At 70.8% G+C, this 17,082-nt stretch carries 15 protein-coding genes; 5 read left to right on the top strand and 10 right to left on the bottom strand.

The genetic code is table 11. From position 1 onward, the window contains the following. Window positions 1-3: 3 nt before the first annotated feature. The 4 genes from ACWDU4_RS08555 to ACWDU4_RS08540 are packed head-to-tail and all read right to left on the bottom strand — an operon-like array spanning window position 4 to window position 5,328. Window positions 4-777, bottom strand: a complete 774-nt coding sequence (locus ACWDU4_RS08555) for an alpha/beta fold hydrolase (RefSeq protein WP_450113449.1) — start codon at window positions 775-777, stop codon at window positions 4-6. Next, the gene (locus ACWDU4_RS08550; RefSeq protein WP_450113448.1) at window positions 774-2,891 is read right to left on the bottom strand and encodes a heavy metal translocating P-type ATPase; all 2,118 of its coding nucleotides are present in this window, start codon (window positions 2,889-2,891) and stop codon (window positions 774-776) included. The genes ACWDU4_RS08555 and ACWDU4_RS08550 overlap by 4 nt, the downstream gene beginning before the upstream one ends. 56 nt (window positions 2,892-2,947) lie before the next feature. Further along, complete coding sequence (locus tag ACWDU4_RS08545; protein ID WP_450113447.1) at window positions 2,948-4,540, bottom strand: DNA polymerase Y family protein; 1,593 nt, start codon at window positions 4,538-4,540, stop codon at window positions 2,948-2,950. Then, window positions 4,537-5,328: a hypothetical protein gene (locus ACWDU4_RS08540; RefSeq protein ID WP_450113446.1), complete on the bottom strand. Its 792-nt coding sequence runs from the start codon at window positions 5,326-5,328 to the stop codon at window positions 4,537-4,539. The genes ACWDU4_RS08545 and ACWDU4_RS08540 overlap by 4 nt, the downstream gene beginning before the upstream one ends. Before the next feature lie 266 nt (window positions 5,329-5,594). On the opposite strand from ACWDU4_RS08540, the gene ACWDU4_RS08535 reads away from it, so the two are divergent. The 3 genes from ACWDU4_RS08535 to ACWDU4_RS08525 all read left to right on the top strand — a co-directional run bounded on the left by ACWDU4_RS08535 (window position 5,595) and on the right by ACWDU4_RS08525 (window position 8,931). After that, the gene (locus tag ACWDU4_RS08535) at window positions 5,595-6,764 is read left to right on the top strand and encodes a serine/threonine-protein kinase (RefSeq protein ID WP_450113544.1); all 1,170 of its coding nucleotides are present in this window, start codon (window positions 5,595-5,597) and stop codon (window positions 6,762-6,764) included. A 224-nt stretch (window positions 6,765-6,988) separates the two neighbouring features. Beyond that, window positions 6,989-8,710, top strand: a complete 1,722-nt coding sequence (gene ctaD, locus ACWDU4_RS08530) for an aa3-type cytochrome oxidase subunit I (protein ID WP_450113543.1) — start codon at window positions 6,989-6,991, stop codon at window positions 8,708-8,710. Then, window positions 8,707-8,931, top strand: a complete 225-nt coding sequence (locus ACWDU4_RS08525; RefSeq protein WP_450113445.1) for a hypothetical protein — start codon at window positions 8,707-8,709, stop codon at window positions 8,929-8,931. Before ctaD ends, ACWDU4_RS08525 begins: the two co-directional genes overlap by 4 nt. Window positions 8,932-9,015: 84 nt before the next feature. Here the strand turns inward: ACWDU4_RS08525 and ACWDU4_RS08520 are convergent, their stop codons facing one another. Together ACWDU4_RS08520 and ACWDU4_RS08515 are read right to left on the bottom strand one after the other, a co-directional pair. Further along, the gene (locus ACWDU4_RS08520) at window positions 9,016-9,672 is read right to left on the bottom strand and encodes a response regulator (RefSeq protein ID WP_450113444.1); all 657 of its coding nucleotides are present in this window, start codon (window positions 9,670-9,672) and stop codon (window positions 9,016-9,018) included. A gap of 20 nt (window positions 9,673-9,692) precedes the next feature. After that, window positions 9,693-11,042 (bottom strand): ATP-binding protein, encoded by a 1,350-nt coding sequence (locus ACWDU4_RS08515; protein ID WP_450113443.1) that lies wholly within the window; start codon window positions 11,040-11,042, stop codon window positions 9,693-9,695. A gap of 130 nt (window positions 11,043-11,172) precedes the next feature. Between ACWDU4_RS08515 and ACWDU4_RS08510 the strand changes: the two genes are divergently transcribed. After that, on the top strand, window positions 11,173-12,552 hold the full coding sequence (locus ACWDU4_RS08510; protein WP_450113442.1) for a PspC domain-containing protein: 1,380 nt from the start codon (window positions 11,173-11,175) through the stop codon (window positions 12,550-12,552). Then, complete coding sequence (locus ACWDU4_RS08505; protein ID WP_450113441.1) at window positions 12,545-12,763, top strand: hypothetical protein; 219 nt, start codon at window positions 12,545-12,547, stop codon at window positions 12,761-12,763. Before ACWDU4_RS08510 ends, ACWDU4_RS08505 begins: the two co-directional genes overlap by 8 nt. A 62-nt stretch (window positions 12,764-12,825) precedes the next feature. Here the strand turns inward: ACWDU4_RS08505 and ACWDU4_RS08500 are convergent, their stop codons facing one another. From ACWDU4_RS08500 to ACWDU4_RS08485, 4 genes are all read right to left on the bottom strand, one after another. Continuing rightward, a complete protein-coding gene (locus tag ACWDU4_RS08500) occupies window positions 12,826-13,215 on the bottom strand; it encodes a hypothetical protein (RefSeq protein WP_450113440.1) in 390 nt (129 codons plus the stop codon). Window positions 13,216-13,315: 100 nt separating this feature from the next. Next, window positions 13,316-13,825, bottom strand: a complete 510-nt coding sequence (locus ACWDU4_RS08495; RefSeq protein WP_450113439.1) for a sigma factor-like helix-turn-helix DNA-binding protein — start codon at window positions 13,823-13,825, stop codon at window positions 13,316-13,318. A 223-nt stretch (window positions 13,826-14,048) separates the two neighbouring features. After that, complete coding sequence (gene guaA, locus ACWDU4_RS08490) at window positions 14,049-15,635, bottom strand: glutamine-hydrolyzing GMP synthase (RefSeq protein WP_450113438.1); 1,587 nt, start codon at window positions 15,633-15,635, stop codon at window positions 14,049-14,051. A gap of 38 nt (window positions 15,636-15,673) precedes the next feature. Continuing rightward, entirely contained in the window at window positions 15,674-17,074 is a 1,401-nt protein-coding gene (locus tag ACWDU4_RS08485) for a class I adenylate-forming enzyme family protein (protein WP_450113437.1), read from the bottom strand. Window positions 17,075-17,082: the final 8 nt, after the last annotated feature.

Raw genomic sequence — 17,082 nt, 5'->3', positions numbered from 1 at the left:
GCCTCAGCCGAGGAACCGGCCGACGGTGGCCGCGAACTCGCGGGGCCGGTCGCGGTGCACGCTGTGCCCGACGTCGATCGTCACCGTCCGGCTGTCCGGGATCGCGGCGAGCGCGGCGTCGAGCCGCGCCGGGTGCACCATGCCGCGGGGGCCTCCGGTGACCAGCAGGGTCCTCGCGGCAATCGACGGCAGAGCCTCCCACCAGTCGGGGTGCGGGGTGTGGAACTGGTCGAGCGCGGACGCGGTCATGGAGCGGTCGAACGCGAATGTCGCGCGGGGACTTCGGACCAGGCTGGTCACCGCGTGCCACAACTCCACCGGCGACGGCAGCCGCCGGGTCAGCGTCCCCATCTCCTCCCCCGCACGCAGCGGCAGCGGGGCCTCCTCGAGCACCAGCCGCCGCACCAGGTCCGGCCGGGACTGGGCGACCAGGGACACCGCGTGCCCCCCGAGCGAGTGGCCGACCAGGTCCACCCGGTCCAGCGCCAGGTGGTCGCACAGGGCCAGCAGGTCGGCACCGAACTCGTGGAACAGGTAGCTGGGGGTGTGCGTGCTGCGGCCGTGGCCGCGCAGGTCTGCGGTGATCACCCGGCGGCCGCGACCGATCAGGTTGCGGGCGAAGCGGTCCCAGGTGCGGCCGTCGCCGCCCATGCCGTGCACCAGCAGCACGGGAACCGGGTCCGGGCCGTGGGAGTCGCGGTAGTGGATCTCGACGCCTCCGAGGGTGGCCGTCGCCGTCGCCATCATCGAATCAGATCCATCCTTCGCACCGCTCATGTTTCTCGTGAAAGATTAGTCCCCCGTACAACGGCGGCGGGACGCAGGTCGAGGCGCCGCAGCAGTTGGGCGTTGAGCGCGACGACAACCGTGGACGCCGACATCAGCAGCGCCCCCACCTCCATCGGCAGGGTGATCCCCCACGGCGCGAGCACACCGGCGGCGAGCGGCACCGCAATCACGTTGTACCCGGCCGCCCAGGTGAGGTTCTGGATCATCTTGCGGTAGGTGGCGCGGGAGAGTTCGACGACCGAAAGGACAGACCGCGGATCGTCACTGGCGAGCACCACTCCGGCCGACGCGATCGCGACGTCGGTGCCCGCGCCGATCGCCAGGCCCACGTCGGCCTGCGCCAGCGCGGGCGCGTCGTTGACGCCGTCACCGACCATCGCCACCGTGCGGCCCGCCGCCTGCAGCGCCTTGACCTCGGCCCCCTTGTCCTGCGGCAGCACGCCCGCGAACACCTCGTCGATGCCCAGGTCCGCGGCCACCGAATCCGCCACCGCCTGCGCATCGCCGGTGATCATCGCGACGTGCACGCCGCGTGCGTGCAGGGCGTCGATCGCCTGCCGCGACTCGGGGCGGACCGCATCGGCCAGCGCCAGCGCACCGATCACCTCTCCGTCCCGAATCACGTGCAGCACAGTCGCTCCCGACGCCTTCGGGGCAACGCCTGGTGCGTCCAGCCCGTGCGCGGCGAGCATGCCGGGACCGCCGACACTCACCGTCGCCCCGTCGACGACGGCGGTGACCCCGACCCCGTTGCGCGCCTGGAAGTCCGACGCCGCGGGCACCGTCAGTCCGCGCGCTCCGGCTTCCGCGACGACGGCACGCCCCAGCGGGTGTTCGCTGTCGTGTTCGACCGCGGCGGCCGCGGCGACCACCTCTCCCGCGGTGCGCCCGGACACGGGGAGCACCTCGACGACCGCGGGCTCGCCGCGGGTGAGGGTGCCGGTCTTGTCGAACAGCACGGCATCCACGGTGCGCATGGCCTCGAGTGCGCGGCGGTCGGTGATCAGCACGCCGGCCCGGGCCGCACGTTCGGTGGCGATCGACACCACCAGTGGGATCGCGAGACCGAGCGCGTGCGGGCAGGCGATGACGAGCACGGTGATGGTGCGGGTGACCGCCGACTCGGGTTCACCGAGCAGCAGCCAGGCTGCGGCGGTGAGCAACGCGGCGACCAGCGCGAACCAGAACAGCCACCCGGCTGCCCGGTCGGCGAGGACCTGGGCGCGGGAGGTCGAGTTCTGGGCCTCCGCGACCAGACGACGGATCCCGGCGAGCGCGGTGTCCTCCCCGATCGCCGTGACCTGCACGCGCAACGCCGAATCGGTGGTGACGGTCCCGGCGACGACCCGGTCGCCGACCGTTCGCCGGATGGCGACGGATTCGCCGGTGATCATCGACTCGTCGACGTCCGCCGCGCCGTCGACGACGATCCCGTCCGCAGGCACCCTCCCGCCGGGCCGGACGATCACCAGATCCCCTGCCTGCAGCGCCGTGAGTGGCACGATTTCCGCGACACCGTCGGCATCGAGCCGCTCGGCCTCGTCCGGCAGCAGTGCCGCCAGCGAGTCCAGTGCGCTCGACGCCTGCCCGAGCGAGCGCATCTCGATCCAGTGGCCGAGCAACATGATCACGATGAGAAGCGCCAGTTCCCACCAGAAGTCGAGGTCGTGGGCGAGCAGCCCGAGGGTCGCACCCCAGGACGCGACGAACGCCACGGTGATCGCCAGCGCGATCAGCAGCATCATGCCGGGTTGGCGGGCCTTGATCTCGCCGACGGCTCCGGCGAGGAACGGCCGTCCGCCCCACAGGTACATCACCGTGCCGAGCAGCGGCGAGATCCAGGTGACCGGCCCGTCGTGCGGCAGGGAGTAACCGACCAGGTCGGCGAACATCGCGTTGGCCAGGACGACGGGCACCGCCAGCACGAGCATGATCCGGAACAGCCGGCCGAACCGGGCGGCGTGGTCGCCGTGACCGGCGTGGTCACTGTGGCCGACGTGGTCGCCGTGGCCCGGGTGAGCGGGGCCGGGATGCCCGGAGTGGGCGTGCTCGGCGGCACCGTGGTCCAGGTGGCCGGTATGACTTCCGTGAGCGGAGTTCATGCCGCGAGAATATACCCCCGGTGGGTATATCGCAACGGAGCCGCGAGCCCGGCCCGTCACTCGTAGGTTCCCTCCACACACCACCCGGCCCCGTCGAAGAGCACCAGCAGCGCTCGCGGCGCACCGTCCCCGACACCGGTTCCCGGACCGAGCAGGACCTGCGCCCGCGCCGCCCGCCGGGCCGCGGCCGGATCCCACCACCGCTCGTCCACCGACCAGGGGCCCGCGCAGCCGAGCAGATTCCAGCTGCGGGCGCCCCACCGCAACCGGGCGGGACGTGCACCGAACTCGCCCCGACCGGTCACCCTCACCGGATTTCCCGCGGCGTCCTCGAGCTCCACCGACGGCGGAACCGGCAGCACCGCGGTGGGCGCAGGCTCGGGCAACCGTCCCGGCCAGGGCTCCGCGGGATCGTTGTGCGGCACCGCCTCGTCGCCCAACGGCACGACAGTGACCCGCTCCCCCGGTCCGCGGCCACCGCTGAGCACCCCGACCCGCACTGCGTCCCCGCCGAGCAGCCCCTGCACCCGGACCAGGGCGCGGCGGGCGCGCTCGTCCTCCGCCCCAACGCCGCCCCACAACCCGAGTTGCAGCGCCCCTGCCGCCACCACCTCCACCGGCTCGAGCCGCAGCAATTCGATTCCCGCAGTGGGGCGGGACTCGCTCCGGCCGGTCAACCAGCCGTCCAGCTGCCAGCGCACCCGGTCCGCGGTGCCCTCCGGTGTCAACGGCTCCGCACACCGCCAGATGCGCGAAAGGTGCTGACCGTGACCGGTGCTCGCGTGCACCGCCAGCCGCGTGCAGGCCACCGACGCGGCCGACAGTCGCGCGTGCAGACGCTCGGCCAACGCACGGCCCGCGAAAGCGGCCGCGTCCACCCGGTCCACCGGCGGATCGCACCGCAACTCCACCTCGAGATCGGGCGGCAACGGTCGCGCCGACGGCGGGCGCTCCGGCTCGCCGCGCGCGCTGCGATGGGCCGCCACCGCGTCCGCGCCGAACCGGGAGGCCACCGCGACCGGGGTCAGAGCGGCAAAATCCCCGACGGTACGCAGCCCGAGCCGGTGCAGCAGATCGACCAGGTCGATCCGGTCCCGCCCCGCCAGCGCCGGCTCGGCGGCGAGTTCCGCGACCGGGAGCGGAGCCAGAAACCGGGCACCGCTCCCCGGGGGAACCAGCGCCGACCGCCGTGCCGCGACGACGGCGGTGGACAGTTCGTCCGCGATCCCGACCTGGCACTCGACCCCGACCGCCGCGACCTCGTCGACCAGCCGTTCCGCGGCGGCCTCCTCCGAGCCGAAGTACCGGGCGAGCCCGCGCGCGGCGAGCACCAGCAACCCGGGTCGCAGCACCTCCACCCCGGGTGCCGCCGCATCGACCGCCGCGGCCACCGGCTCGAACACCCGGGCGTCGCGGCCCTCGTCCGCGGGCAGCACGTGCAGTCGCGGACACCGGGCCTGCGCGTCCCGCCTCCGCAGGCCCGGCCCGACCCCCTCGGCACGGGCGGTCGCCGAGCACGCGACCACCCGGTTGCCGGAGACCACCGCCACCGGCTCGGCCGGCGACAGATCCGTGGTCGCGGCGGCGGCGACCGCAGGCCAGTCAGCGCACCACAGCGCCAACACCCGCGATCCGGTTCCCGCGCTCATGCCACACCGCCCTCGACACTCGGCAGCCGCTGCGGTGGGGCGACTTCGGCGACCCACTCCACCCGACCCCGACGCGGACACAGGTCCACGCTGGCGGTCCGCCGCTGGAAGGCCCGCCCCTCGGCGCCGACCGCAAGTCGCAGACCCCGCAACCGGCCACGCCCACACCCCGATTCGTCGTGACCTCCCAGCCCGTCGTAGCCGCGGACGGTGGCGTCGAGCCGGACCTCCGCCCCGCTCCAGCCGCCACCGGTCACCACCAGCGTCGCGCCCTTGCTCCGGGCCCGGGCAACCACCGCCCGGGCCCGTGACGGCGGCACCGCGAGCCCGCCGAGACCCAGCACCACCAGGTCCAGTCCGTCCAGCAGCACCGCCGCGACTTCCACCGGATCGGGCCCCGGGTCCGGGATCACCGCCAGCCGGCCCAGTTCGGCGCCCATCTCGGCCGCCGCGAGCAGACCGAGCCGAGGATGCCCGATCACCGCCGCGTGCCCCCCGGAGGCGGTCACCGAGGCGAGCAGGCCCACCAGAAGCGACCCGGCGCCGGAGACGGTGACCACTGCCCCCCGGGGAAGCCCTCCCTGCGGAAGCAGGTCGGCCAGGGCCTCGGGCACGGGCAAGACCGGACGCTCGGCGGCCGCCCCGGGAGCCTCACGCCCGGGAGCCGACCGATCCGGCCGGGTCGCGACCGACTCGCCCCGCGCCGGCACCGCGGCGATCTGCCGCCGCAACTGCTCGAGCCGCTCCTGCCGGGACAACCCGGCCAGGTCGACAGCGAGACCACCCACCGCACACTCCGTCCACACACAACACAAACGTCCACACAACACAGAACGAGGTCGTGGGCACCGCCGTGGGGGAAGACACGGGACCACCGAACATCGAACATCAAACAATCAGGCATCGAACACCGGACATCGAACAATCAGGCATCGAACACACATTCGAACACTTTCAGTAAAGCCCGTCCCGCCGGCTCCGTCAAGGCGTGAAGAAACCGCAGTTCACGGCGCCGGACGTCGACACCGCGGGGGCGTCGTCTACCCTCGCGGGTGTGGCGGAGCAGGGGCAGAGAATCGTCGGACCGGACCATCTGGTGGCCGGTCGCCACCGCCTGCGCTCGAAACTCGGCGGCGGCGGAATGGGATCGGTCTGGCTCGCCCACGACACCCTCCTCGACCGCGAGATCGCCATCAAGCAGATCAGCTTTCCGCCCGGCCTCACCGCCGAGGCCGCCGCGGACGTGAGGGCCCGCGCGATGCGCGAGGGCCGCCTCGCCGCCCGCCTGTCCCACCCGCACGCCATCGCGATGTACGACGTCACGCTCGAAGGCGACGATCCGTGGCTGGTGATGGAGCACATGCCCTCCCGCAGCCTGGCGCAGGCGCTGAACGTCACCGAGACCCTTCCCCCATTGCAGGTCGCCCAGATCGGTGCGCAGGTGGCCGACGCCCTCGTCGCCGCGCATGCCGCCGGCATCGTGCACCGTGACGTCAAACCGGGCAACATCCTGATCGCGGACCGCGGACCCGACGCAGGCACCGTCAAGATCAGCGACTTCGGCATCTCGCGCGCGAAAGGCGAGACCCAGCCCGGGCAGAGTTCCGTGATCACCGGCACCCCGGCCTATTTCGCGCCCGAGGTCGCGCGCGGCGCCGACCCGACCGAGGCGTCCGATGTGTTCTCGCTCGGCGCCACCCTGTACACCGCTACCGAGGGGCAACCGCCGTTCGGCATCGACGACGACACCCTCGCCCTGTTGCACCGAGTGGCCAAGGCACAGATCATGCGCCCGGTCCGTAGCGGTGAGATCACCGACGTCCTGCTGCGCATGCTCGAACCCGACCCGACCCGGCGTCCCACCATGGCCGAGGCGCGGGATCTGCTGGCGCGCAGTGCCGCCGGCGCCGGCGTCAACATCGCATACGTCCTCGACGCCCCGCTCCGCGAGGCGGACGGGACGGTCCCGTTCTGGGCCCGCCGGGGCGCATCGAGCGGCCCGGCCCGGTCCGCGCGCCGGCTACCCACGAGCACCGCCAGCGGCCTACCCGCCGCCCCGCAAGCGGTACCCCTGCAGTCCGTGCACCGCCCGAGTCCGGGGCTCCCCCAGCCGCCGGCATTCGAGTCGACGAAGTCCGGACCCGGCCTGCCGGTGCCGCTGATCGCCGCCCTCGCGGTGGCAGCCCTGCTGATCGTGGTGTTGATCGTCGCCCTCGTGGTCTGACCTGCCCGACCGTAGGTCCACCCGTCACACAGCCGGACGAAATCTACCCTCCCCCAAATGATCCGGCGAGCCGTCACCCCGGATCGAGACTGTGATCCTCCTCCCAGTCCGCCTAGGGACCTTCGACTCTGGCACCGCGCGGCAGGGCAGGACAATCATCCGATCCATGCGTGAGCACAGACAATCCGAGATCCGAGGAAACCACGGCGCCGCGAGCGTGCGCCGTGGTTGATCTCGCACCCCGCCCCCCAGCATCGATCGAGGCCGCCCGCCCGGCACCCGGGCGGGCGCCGAAGGGCTCGGCGATCGTCAAGATCCTCACCACGACCGACCACAAGACGCTCGGCATCATGTACATCGTCACGTCGTTCGCGTTCTTCCTCATCGGCGGCCTGATGGCCCTGCTGATCCGCACCGAACTCGCGGTGCCGGGCATGCAGTTCCTGTCGAACGAGCAGTACAACCAGCTGTTCACCATGCACGGCACGGTGATGCTGCTGCTGTACGCGACACCGATCTTCTTCGGCTTCGCCAACTACCTGATGCCACTGCAGATCGGCGCCCCCGACGTCTGCTTCCCCCGCCTGAACGCGGCGAGCTACTGGATGTACCTGTTCGGCGGACTGATCGCCTCCGCCGGCTTCGTCACCCCCGGCGGCGCCGCCGACTTCGGCTGGACCGCATACGTTCCACTCACCGACGCCGTCCACTCGCCCGGCGCCGGTGCCGATCTGTGGATCATCGGCCTGACACTCGGCGGCCTCGGCACGATCCTGGGCTCGGTCAACCTGATCTCGACGATCGTGTGCCTGCGCGCCCCCGGCATGACCATGTTCCGGATGCCGATCTTCACCTGGAACACCCTCGTCGCCAGCCTGCTTGCGCTGATGATCTTCCCGCTGCTCGCCGCGGCGTTGCTCGGCGTGTTCGTCGACCGCCACTTCGGCGCGCACCTGTTCGACCCCGCCAACGGCGGAGTCATCCTGTGGCAGCACCTGTTCTGGTTCTTCGGCCATCCCGAGGTGTACGTGCTGGCACTGCCGTTCTTCGGCATCGTGTCGGAGATCTTCCCGGTCTTCTCACGCAAGCCGATCTTCGGCTACAGCGGCCTGGTGTACGCCACCCTCGGCATCGCCGCCCTGTCCATCGCGGTGTGGGCGCACCACATGTACGCCACCGGCGCCATCCTGCTGCCGTTCTTCTCGTTCATGACGTTCCTGATCGCGGTCCCGACCGGCGTGAAGTTCTTCAACTGGATCGGCACCATGTGGCGCGGTCAGCTGACATTCGAATCACCGATGTTGTTCTCGGTCGGCTTCCTGGTGACGTTCCTCTTCGGCGGCCTCTCCGGTGTCCTGCTCGCCAGCCCGCCGCTCGACTTCCATTTGACCGACTCGTATTTCGTGGTCGCCCACTTCCACTACGTGCTCTTCGGCACCATCGTGTTCGCCACCTACGCCGGCATCTACTTCTGGTTCCCGAAGATGACCGGACGGATGATGGACGAGCGCCTGGCGAAGTGGCACTTCTGGCTCACGTTCCTCGGCTTCCACTCCACCTTCCTGGTGCAGCACTGGCTGGGCAACGAGGGCATGCCGCGTCGCTACGCGGACTACCTGCCGTCGGACAGCTTCACCTCGCTGAACATGATCTCGACGATCGGTGCGTTCATCCTCGGGGCCTCGACGCTGCCGTTCATCTGGAACGTCTTCAAGAGCTACCGCTACGGCGAGGTCGTCACGGTCGACGACCCGTGGGGCTTCGGCAATTCGCTCGAATGGGCCACCTCCTGCCCGCCGCCGCGGCACAACTTCACCGAACTGCCCCGGATCCGTTCCGAGCGCCCGGCGTTCGAGCTGCACTACCCGCACATGGTCGACCGGATGCGCGCCGAGGCTCACGTCGGCCGCGGCCACACCGTGGCACCCGCGCAGGTCGGGCCGTGAGGGCGGGCCCGGCGCCGGCCTGGCTGGACCGGCAGGTCACCCCGACCTTCCGGCCCCACCCCGGCACACTGCTGGTACCGATGCTCGTCCTGGTGGCGACGCTGGCCTCGCCGCTGCTGGTCCCGGCCCCCGCCGCTCTCGCCCTCGTCGCGGCCGCACTGGTGTGGGTGGTGCGCCGGGCTCGCGCCGGCGGACTCGACGTGCACCGCACCTGCCCCTGAACCGACGACGCCGCCAGCCCGCATCCTCCGCGGGCCGGCGGCGTCGTCGAATCGGCAAGCACCGGAACTCGATCCCGGACGTGGCTACTCGATCCGACGCCGGTGCGCCCAACGGGTCAGGGCATTCCTGTTGGACTGCTGCGTCTTTCGCAACACGTTCGAGGCGTGTGTCTCGACGGTCTTGACCGAGATCACCAGGGACTCGGCGATCTCGCGATACGTGTAGCCGCGAGCCAGCAGCCGCAGCACCTCGAGTTCGCGCGGGGTCAACGAATCCAGTTCCGGGTCCAGTGGTGGTTCGGGTGCCGAGGACCGTCCGGTGAAGGAGTCGAGGACGAATCCGGCCAGGCGTGGACTGAACACCGCGTCCCCGCCCGCCACCCGGCGCACCCCGTCGGCGAGTTCGCGGCCGGAAATGGTCTTGGTCACGTAGCCGCGGGCACCCGATCGGATCACCGCGATGACGTCTTCCGCGGCATCGGAGACGCTCAGCGCCAGGCACACCGGGCCGGGGTCGATACCGCGGAGCACCGCCACTCCGCCGCCGTCCGGCATGTGCACGTCCAGCAGCACCACATCGGGCGCGGACGCGTTGATCCCGGCGATCGCCTCGGCGACTCCCCCGGCCTCACCGACCACCTCGATGTCGGGCTCCGACGCGAGTTCCGCACGCACCCCGGACCGGAAGACCGCGTGATCGTCGACGAGAAAGACACGAAAACCGGGACCTGGCGAAACCACCTCGTGTCCTCCGGACGACGTCACCTGCGCTGCTCCTTCATCGGGGTCTCGGGCACCACCGACTCTAGGGGGTCCCCACCCGTCTGCGACGACTGGTCACTGCCCTGTGCCTTCGCCGAGGTTCCGGCCCCGTCTCCGGATTCCGGTGCTCCCAGGGGCATCCCGATCCGGATCTCGGTGCCGCGTCCCACCGCGGAGTCCACCACGACCTCGCCGTCGCGGCGCTCGACCCGCGCCCGGATCGATTTCGCCAGCCCCTGACGGTCCGCAGGAACCGCCGCCGCGTCGAATCCGACACCCCGATCTCGCACGAACACGTTCACCTGCGTGGCGTCGGACTCCGCGAACAGGTCGACCGTCGACTCACCGGAATGCTTGGCCGCGTTGACCAGCGCCTCCCTTGTGGCGCCGAGGATCGCGGTGACCGCCTCCTTCGGCAGACCCGACTCCTCCTCCGGGACGTCCAATCGCACATCACCGACCGTGACCGTCTGCACCGCGATACCGTGCTGGTCCTCGACCTCCCCGGCGATGGTGCGCAGCGCCTCCGCAAGGCTCGCGTGGGCCGCCTCGCCCTCCCCGAACAGCCACTTGCGCAGTTCGCGTTCCTGACCGCGCGCCAGCCGAAGCACCTCCTGCGGGCGGTCGGCCTGCTTCTGGATCAGCGCGAGGGTCTGCAGGACCGAGTCGTGCAGATGCGAGGCGATCTCCTCGCGTTCCTCGTTGCGGATCCGCGCCGACCGCTCCTGCCCGAGGTCACGCCACAACCGCAGCCACAGCGGCACGCTCAGCAGCCCGATGCCGACCAGGGTGACGACCACGGCGAGCACCGATGAGCGCAGCGACGCCAGGTCCACCCGAGCGAGGATCACCACACCGAGGCCGAGCACGATCAGCGAGATGCCGCCGAGCACCCGGGCCCAGGTGAGCACCGTCGGGCTCTGCGGCAACCCGAATGCCGATCGCGGGCCGTCGGAGTCGTACTCACGCCACACCAGGGCCGCGCCGATGGCGACGACGACGACCGGGACCAGCACCTCCGCCGCGGTACCGCTGACGAGGATCGCCAGCCCACCCGAAAGCGCGAGGCCGAGCACCGCCAACCCGAGAGCACGACGGCGTTCCGCGGGGCTCGGCCGCTCGGTGTCACTGCCGGGCGGGGTGAAGATCCACAGCAGGCCGTACGCGACGATGCCGGAACCGGCGAGCGCACCGAGCAGGACGAACGCCACTCTCACCTTGAACACGTCGATGCCCAGATGATCGGCGACGCCGCCCGCGACACCACCGATCACCCGACCCCCGACGCGGCGTTCGAGTCGGGGCCGGGTCACCTCGCCCGGGATGTGGGCATGCGGAATCGGCTGCACACCATCGATGGTGGCACGCCCACGCGGGCGGGCGCATCAGGGTTGACCCTGATCCATCGACCCGCGCGGGGTCAAAGATCAGGGTTCGTCCCTGATGTGCCGGGGGTCCGTGCCCGCCACGATGGACGACATGAGCACACCGAGCTTCTCCGAGCAGCTGAACCAGTTGTGGCGAACCCGGCCCGTGCGGCTGCCCCGGCAGGGACCGATCGCCGGCGTCGCGGCCGGGATCGGCCACCGCTACGACGTCGACCCCGTACTGGTGCGGGTGGCGTTCGTCGTCTCGACCCTGTTCGGTGGGGCCGGCATCGTCCTCTACCTGGCCTGCTGGCTGGTACTGCCGCGCGCAGGCGACCCGTCCTCGGCAGCCGAGTCACTGCTCGGACGGGGACAGAGTTCGGAGTCCGGCACCAAGACGATCGTCCTCGTCGTCGCGCTGCTGATCGCGATGTCCACACTCGGACCGATCGGTATCGGAATGGGCGGATCCGGTCTGGTCAGCATGGCGTTGATGCTGGGCGGGCTGTGGCTCCTGTTCCAGCGCAGGCCGCACCCGCCGGCCGTTCCGGGCGGCGCCGATCCCTGGTACGGCATCACTCCACCCGCCACGGTCTTCCCCGGTGCGTACCCGCCCGCTGCGGGCACCGCCTACACGCCCCCCGGAGTCTTCACCACCCTGCCGAAGACGTACGAACCGTCCGCACCCGACACCGGCGCCCAGCCGCCGAGCGCAACGACCGAGGACACGTCGCCGCAGAGCGGCGAACCGGCGCGAACAGGTGAATCACCCACGAACACAGACGTGTTCACTCCGACCGCCTCCGACACCCCCACCCCGCCCGCCTGGGATCCGCTCGGAGTCGCCCCGTTCGCGTGGGATCTGCCCGAGCCCGCACCCGTCACGGCGCCGGTGGTCACGACACCGCCCCGACCGAGGTCCCGGCTGACGTCGGTCGTGCTCGGACTGGCAATCCTCGCGTCGGTCGCCGCCTGGGCGATCGGCACCGCCACCGACTGGGAGTGGATGTCCCCCGGCCGGATCGGGGCCGTCGGCCTGGCCGTGATCGGTGTCGGGCTCGTCGTCGGTGCGTTCCTGCGCCGCGGCTACGGCCTGCTCGTGGTGACGGGCCCGCTGATCGGGTTCGTGATCCTCGCGTCACTGGTCGGCCCGGTCGACTGGAACAGCCAGAACGTCGGCACCCGCACCTGGACACCGGTCTCCGCGGCGGAGATCGCACCCGAATACTCCGGCCAGTTGGGCGATTTCACGCTCGACCTCCGCGGCGTCACCCTCACCGGGGACAAGACCGTCGACATCACCTCCGGCTTCGCGACCTTCACGGTGCTGGTCCCGGAGAACATGGACGTCGTCAACCACTGCTCGATGGCGGTCGGCGACATCAAGTGCCTGCCCGAAGGGCTCAACGGCGGCGCCGACGGCACCGGCGGCCCCGTCCTGACCCTCAACATGAACGGCCGAATGGGAGACATGGAGGTCCGCCGTGGCTGAGAACAGCGAATCCACCGAGACGGCCGGCACCCGGCGACCGTCCGCAGTCCTGCTCCTGTCGGGGCTGGCCGCCCTCCTCGTCAGCGTGTGGGCATTCATCGGTCCGGACCACCTGGGCGCCCTCGGCGACTGGCAGTTCAAGTGGCTGCTCGTCCTCGCCGCCGTCGTCGTCGGCGTCGTCCTGGTCGTCTCACCGGGCCGACGAAAGTAGCTTGGAACCCCGAACACGACGCACCGGTCACCGCAGACGATGACCGGTGCGTCGTGTTGGGTTCAGCTGCCGAACAGCCCCCCGAACGGCCCGAGCAGGCCGCCGAACTGATTGAACTGGTTGAACTGGCCGAACTGGTTGAACTGCGGCCCCTGCTGCCAGCCCCCTTCCGGCCCGCCGCAGCGGTTCCCGTTCCAGTTCCAGTCGTCGCCGCCGCAGCGCGGCCCGCAGCGGTTCCAGTCGTCGCCGCAGCGCGGACGGTTCCACTGGTTCCATCCGTCACCGCCGTCGCGGTGATGCCGGTCCACCTGGACCTGTGGGACCACCTGCGCGGGCCCGGACGCAGCCGCGGCGGGTCCCGCCAGGGCGACCACGGGCATCACGACAGCGACGCCCATGAGGGCACTCTTGACCAGAAGCGTCCCCGCACGCTTCCTCGTTGCGATAGTCATCGTCGATCCTTCCTCGTACGCGAGGGAGGCGCGGCGGGGAGCCGCAAACTCTCCCTCCACCGTCAAGTCAACTCCGCCGAAGGACCGACGACCCTGACAATCAGCTGTGAATCGATGAATCGCTCGGAACGAGGCGACGCAGGGCGCCGAGCGCCGCGTGCTGGTCGAGCCGGATCCGGTGGACAGTGCAGGCCAACGCCTCGGCGGTCTGCTCCACGGTGAGGCCGACCGGAATCCTCAGCACCAGCACGTCCCGTTCGTGCCGGGTAAGGCCCTGAAGCCGATCGGGGAGGACAGCGAGCCCGGCCGTCGGCCGCGCCGACTCGATCCCGAGCACCGTCTCGGTGTAGGCAACCCGCAGTGGCGAGGCGCCGGGATCGGCCAGCATCGCCGCGATCGCGACGGGAACCGATTCGGCCGCAATCCGATCCGCTACCCGCATGCCCAGGCCGGCACCGAGTTCCGCCCGGCACAGCCGCGTGGCGAACGAGCGGGTGGCGGCGTCCAACTCCCTCAGCGCACCCAGGTCACCCTCGGCGGCCCGACTGCGCACCCTCCCGGCACCGCGGTCGAGCGCACCGTAGTCGACCTGTCGCGCCGAGTGAACCATCGTTTCTCCTTTCGCCCCGAGACCTCCTCCGCCCGGCGCCCATTGGACACCGCGAACCTTGGGGACCGCTGGGAGAAAACTTGCTCTGCACACAGTGCGCTGCCAGAAATCCCGGGCACGAGGAGATGCCGACCGTCACCGTCCCCTGCGGACGCGTCACAACTCCCGAAAAAGCGAAGAGCCCCGCGTTCGAAGATCGAACACGGGGCCCTCACCTGTCAGGTCACTCCCACTCGATGGTTCCCGGCGGCTTGCTCGTGACGTCGAGCACGACGCGGTTGACGTCCGGCACCTCGTTCGTGATGCGGGTGGAGATCCGCTCGAGCACGTCGTACGGCAGTCGGGTCCAGTCCGCGGTCATCGCATCCTCGCTGGAGACCGGACGCAGCACGATCGGGTGACCGTAAGTGCGGCCGTCGCCCTGGACACCAACGCTGCGGACGTCGGCGAGCAGCACCACCGGGCACTGCCAGATCTGGCCGTCGAGACCGGCAGCGGTGAGCTCCTCGCGAGCGATCGCGTCCGCCTGCCGCAGCAGGGTCAGCCGCTCACGGGTCACCTCGCCGACGATGCGAATCGCCAGACCCGGCCCCGGGAACGGCTGGCGCGCAACGATTTCCTCGGGCAGGCCCAGCGCCCGCCCGACCGCGCGGACCTCGTCCTTGAACAGCAGCCGCAGCGGCTCCACGAGGGAGAACTGCAGGTCCTCGGGCAGTCCGCCGACGTTGTGGTGGCTCTTGATGTTCGCGGTGCCGGTCCCGCCGCCGGACTCGACGACGTCCGGGTACAGGGTGCCCTGGACGAGGAACTCGACGGCCTCACCGTGGGCCGCGGACTCGCCGAGCACCTCGGTGACCGCGCCCTCGAAGCTGCGGATGAACTCGCGGCCGATGATCTTGCGCTTGGCCTCCGGATCGGAGACGCCGTCCAGTTCGCCCAGGAAGGTGTCGACCGCATCGACGGTGATCAGCTTCGCCCCGGTCGACGCGACGAAATCCTGCTGAACCTGCTCGCGCTCGCCCGCCCGCAGCAGACCGTGGTCGACGAAAACGCAGGTGAGGCGGTCACCGATCGCGCGCTGCACCAGAGCAGCCGCGACCGCGGAGTCCACGCCGCCGGACAGGCCGCAGATCGCCTTGCCGTCACCGACCTGCTCGCGGACCTGCTCGATCAGGACGTCTGCGATGTTGGCCGCGGTCCACGTCGGAGCGATGCCGGCAATCTCCCGCAGGAAGCGGGTGAGCACCTGCTGGCCGTGCGGCGAGTGCAGCACCTCGGGGTGGTACTGGACGCCGGCCAGGCGCCGCGCCCGGTCCTCGAACGCGGCAACCGGGGCACCGGCGCTGGTGGCCGTCACCTCGAAGCCCTCCGGGGCGTCGGTGACGGCATCGCCGTGGCTCATCCACACCGGCTGAGTGGCCGGCAGGCCCTCGTGCAGGACGCCACCGTCGACACTGAGCTGGGTGCGGCCGTACTCCCGCGTCCCGGTGTGGGTGACGGTGCCACCGAGTGCACCCGCCATCGCCTGGAAGCCGTAGCAGATGCCGAACACCGGGATGTCGTGATCGAACAGCCGCGGGTCGAGCTGCGGCGCGCCCTCGGCGTAGACACTGGCGGGACCACCCGACAGAATCACCGCCGCCGGCTTGCGGGCCACGATCTCCTCGACGGTCGCCGTGTGCGGCACGACCTCCGAGTAGACGCTGGCCTCACGGACCCGACGGGCGATCAGCTGCGCGTACTGCGCACCGAAATCGACGACGAGGACCGGATTCTGCTGGCTGGGGCCGGAATGCTGGGTGTCTGCCACGCCCCCCAGTCTAGTGTGTGGCCTCGCCCACCCCGACCTCACGCCTGCAGTGCGGCCCGCAGTTCGTGCTTGCGGGCCTTGCCGGTCGCCGTCTTGGGCAGCGCGTCGACCACCAGGACCCGCTTGGGCACCTTGAATCCGGCCAGGTGCGCCTTCGCATGTGCGATGACCGCCGCCTCGACCTCCTGGTCCGGGACCGACGGGTCGGCCGCGACGACGACCGCGGTCACCGCCTCACCCCACCGCTCGTGCGGCAGTCCGACCACGGAGCACTCGACAACGCCGGGTGCCGCGGCGACGATCCGCTCGACCTCCACCGACGAGACGTTCTCGCCACCGGACTTGATGATGTCCTTGAGGCGATCGGTGAACCAGACGACCTGCTCGGCGTCGAGATTCCCGACGTCACCGCTGTGGAACCAGCCGTGCGCGAACGCCGCCGTGTTCGCGTCGGCGTTGTTCCAGTAGCCGCTGCACACATGGGGGCCGCGGTAGACGATCTCGCCGCTCTCCCCGACGGCCGTCAACTCACCGTCGGCCATGATCCCGACCTGGACGGTCGGCGTCGCCGGCCCCCACGAGTCGGGCTTGGTGTCGCGGTGCTCGGGCCACTGCAGCACGGTCGCGGGCACGACCTCGGTCTGACCCGACCCCAGGATCACTGCCGCATTCGGGAAGGCCGCATCGACCTGGTCGAGCAGGGTCGCGGGCATCGGGGCCATCGCGTAGATGGCCAGGCGCACCGACGACAGGTCGCGGGCCTGCTGCCCCTGCGCGGCAAGTGCGGCCGCGTACATGATCGGCAGCATCATCACCGTGGTCACCCGGTGCGTCTCGATCGCGTCGAGAACCGCACCCGGATCGAACGGTCCCGGCAGCACCACGGTGCCACCGATGAACAGCGTCGGCATGACCAGTGTGTTCAGCCCCGTGGTGTGGAAGAGCGGCAGCACGTTGAGCAGCACCGCGGGCTCACCGCCCCACCCGGCACCCTGCATCAACGCATTGGTCAGTCCGCCGATCATCAGCGAGGTGTGGCTGGTCAGGACCCCCTTTGGCCGCGAGGTCGTGCCCGAGGTGTAGAGGCACTGTGCGGTGTCGCGGTCGTCGACGAGGACCTCGAGCGGTCCGTCCACGGTCCGGGAAGCGATCTCGGTCCACGGCAGGATCGGCCGCCCGGCGATCTCATCGGGCGCGCCCTCCCCGGAGACCACGACGGTCGTCACGGTGTCGAGTGTGGGGAGGATCTTCTCGATCAGCGGCACGAAGTCGGCGTCGGCGACGATCGTGGTGGCGCCGGAGTCCCGCAGGATCCACACGATGTCCTCCGGCGCGAGAACGATGTTCACCGGCATCGCGACGAGTCCGGCCTTCGCACACCCGAAGTAGGTGGCCAGAAACTGCAGGCCCCCGACCTCACCGGCCGGGGGCCACTCCACGCAGCAGC

This window comes from Rhodococcus sp. NPDC003348 (assembly GCF_053589375.1).
This window is presented reverse-complemented; position numbering and strand designations above follow the sequence as displayed.

Bases quoted from the DNA above. Each gene is read 5' to 3' on its own strand.
- ACWDU4_RS08495 (WP_450113439.1), bottom strand. From the start codon at position 13,825: ATGGTTCACTCGGCGCGACAGGTCGACTACGGTGCGCTCGACCGCGGT.
- ACWDU4_RS08555 (WP_450113449.1), bottom strand. From the start codon at position 777: ATGAGCGGTGCGAAGGATGGATCTGATTCGATGATGGCGACGGCGACG.
- ACWDU4_RS08550 (WP_450113448.1), bottom strand. From the start codon at position 2,891: ATGAACTCCGCTCACGGAAGTCATACCGGCCACCTGGACCACGGTGCC.
- ACWDU4_RS08545 (WP_450113447.1), bottom strand. From the start codon at position 4,540: ATGAGCGCGGGAACCGGATCGCGGGTGTTGGCGCTGTGGTGCGCTGAC.
- ACWDU4_RS08510 (WP_450113442.1), top strand. From the start codon at position 11,173: ATGAGCACACCGAGCTTCTCCGAGCAGCTGAACCAGTTGTGGCGAACC.
- ACWDU4_RS08500 (WP_450113440.1), bottom strand. From the start codon at position 13,215: ATGACTATCGCAACGAGGAAGCGTGCGGGGACGCTTCTGGTCAAGAGT.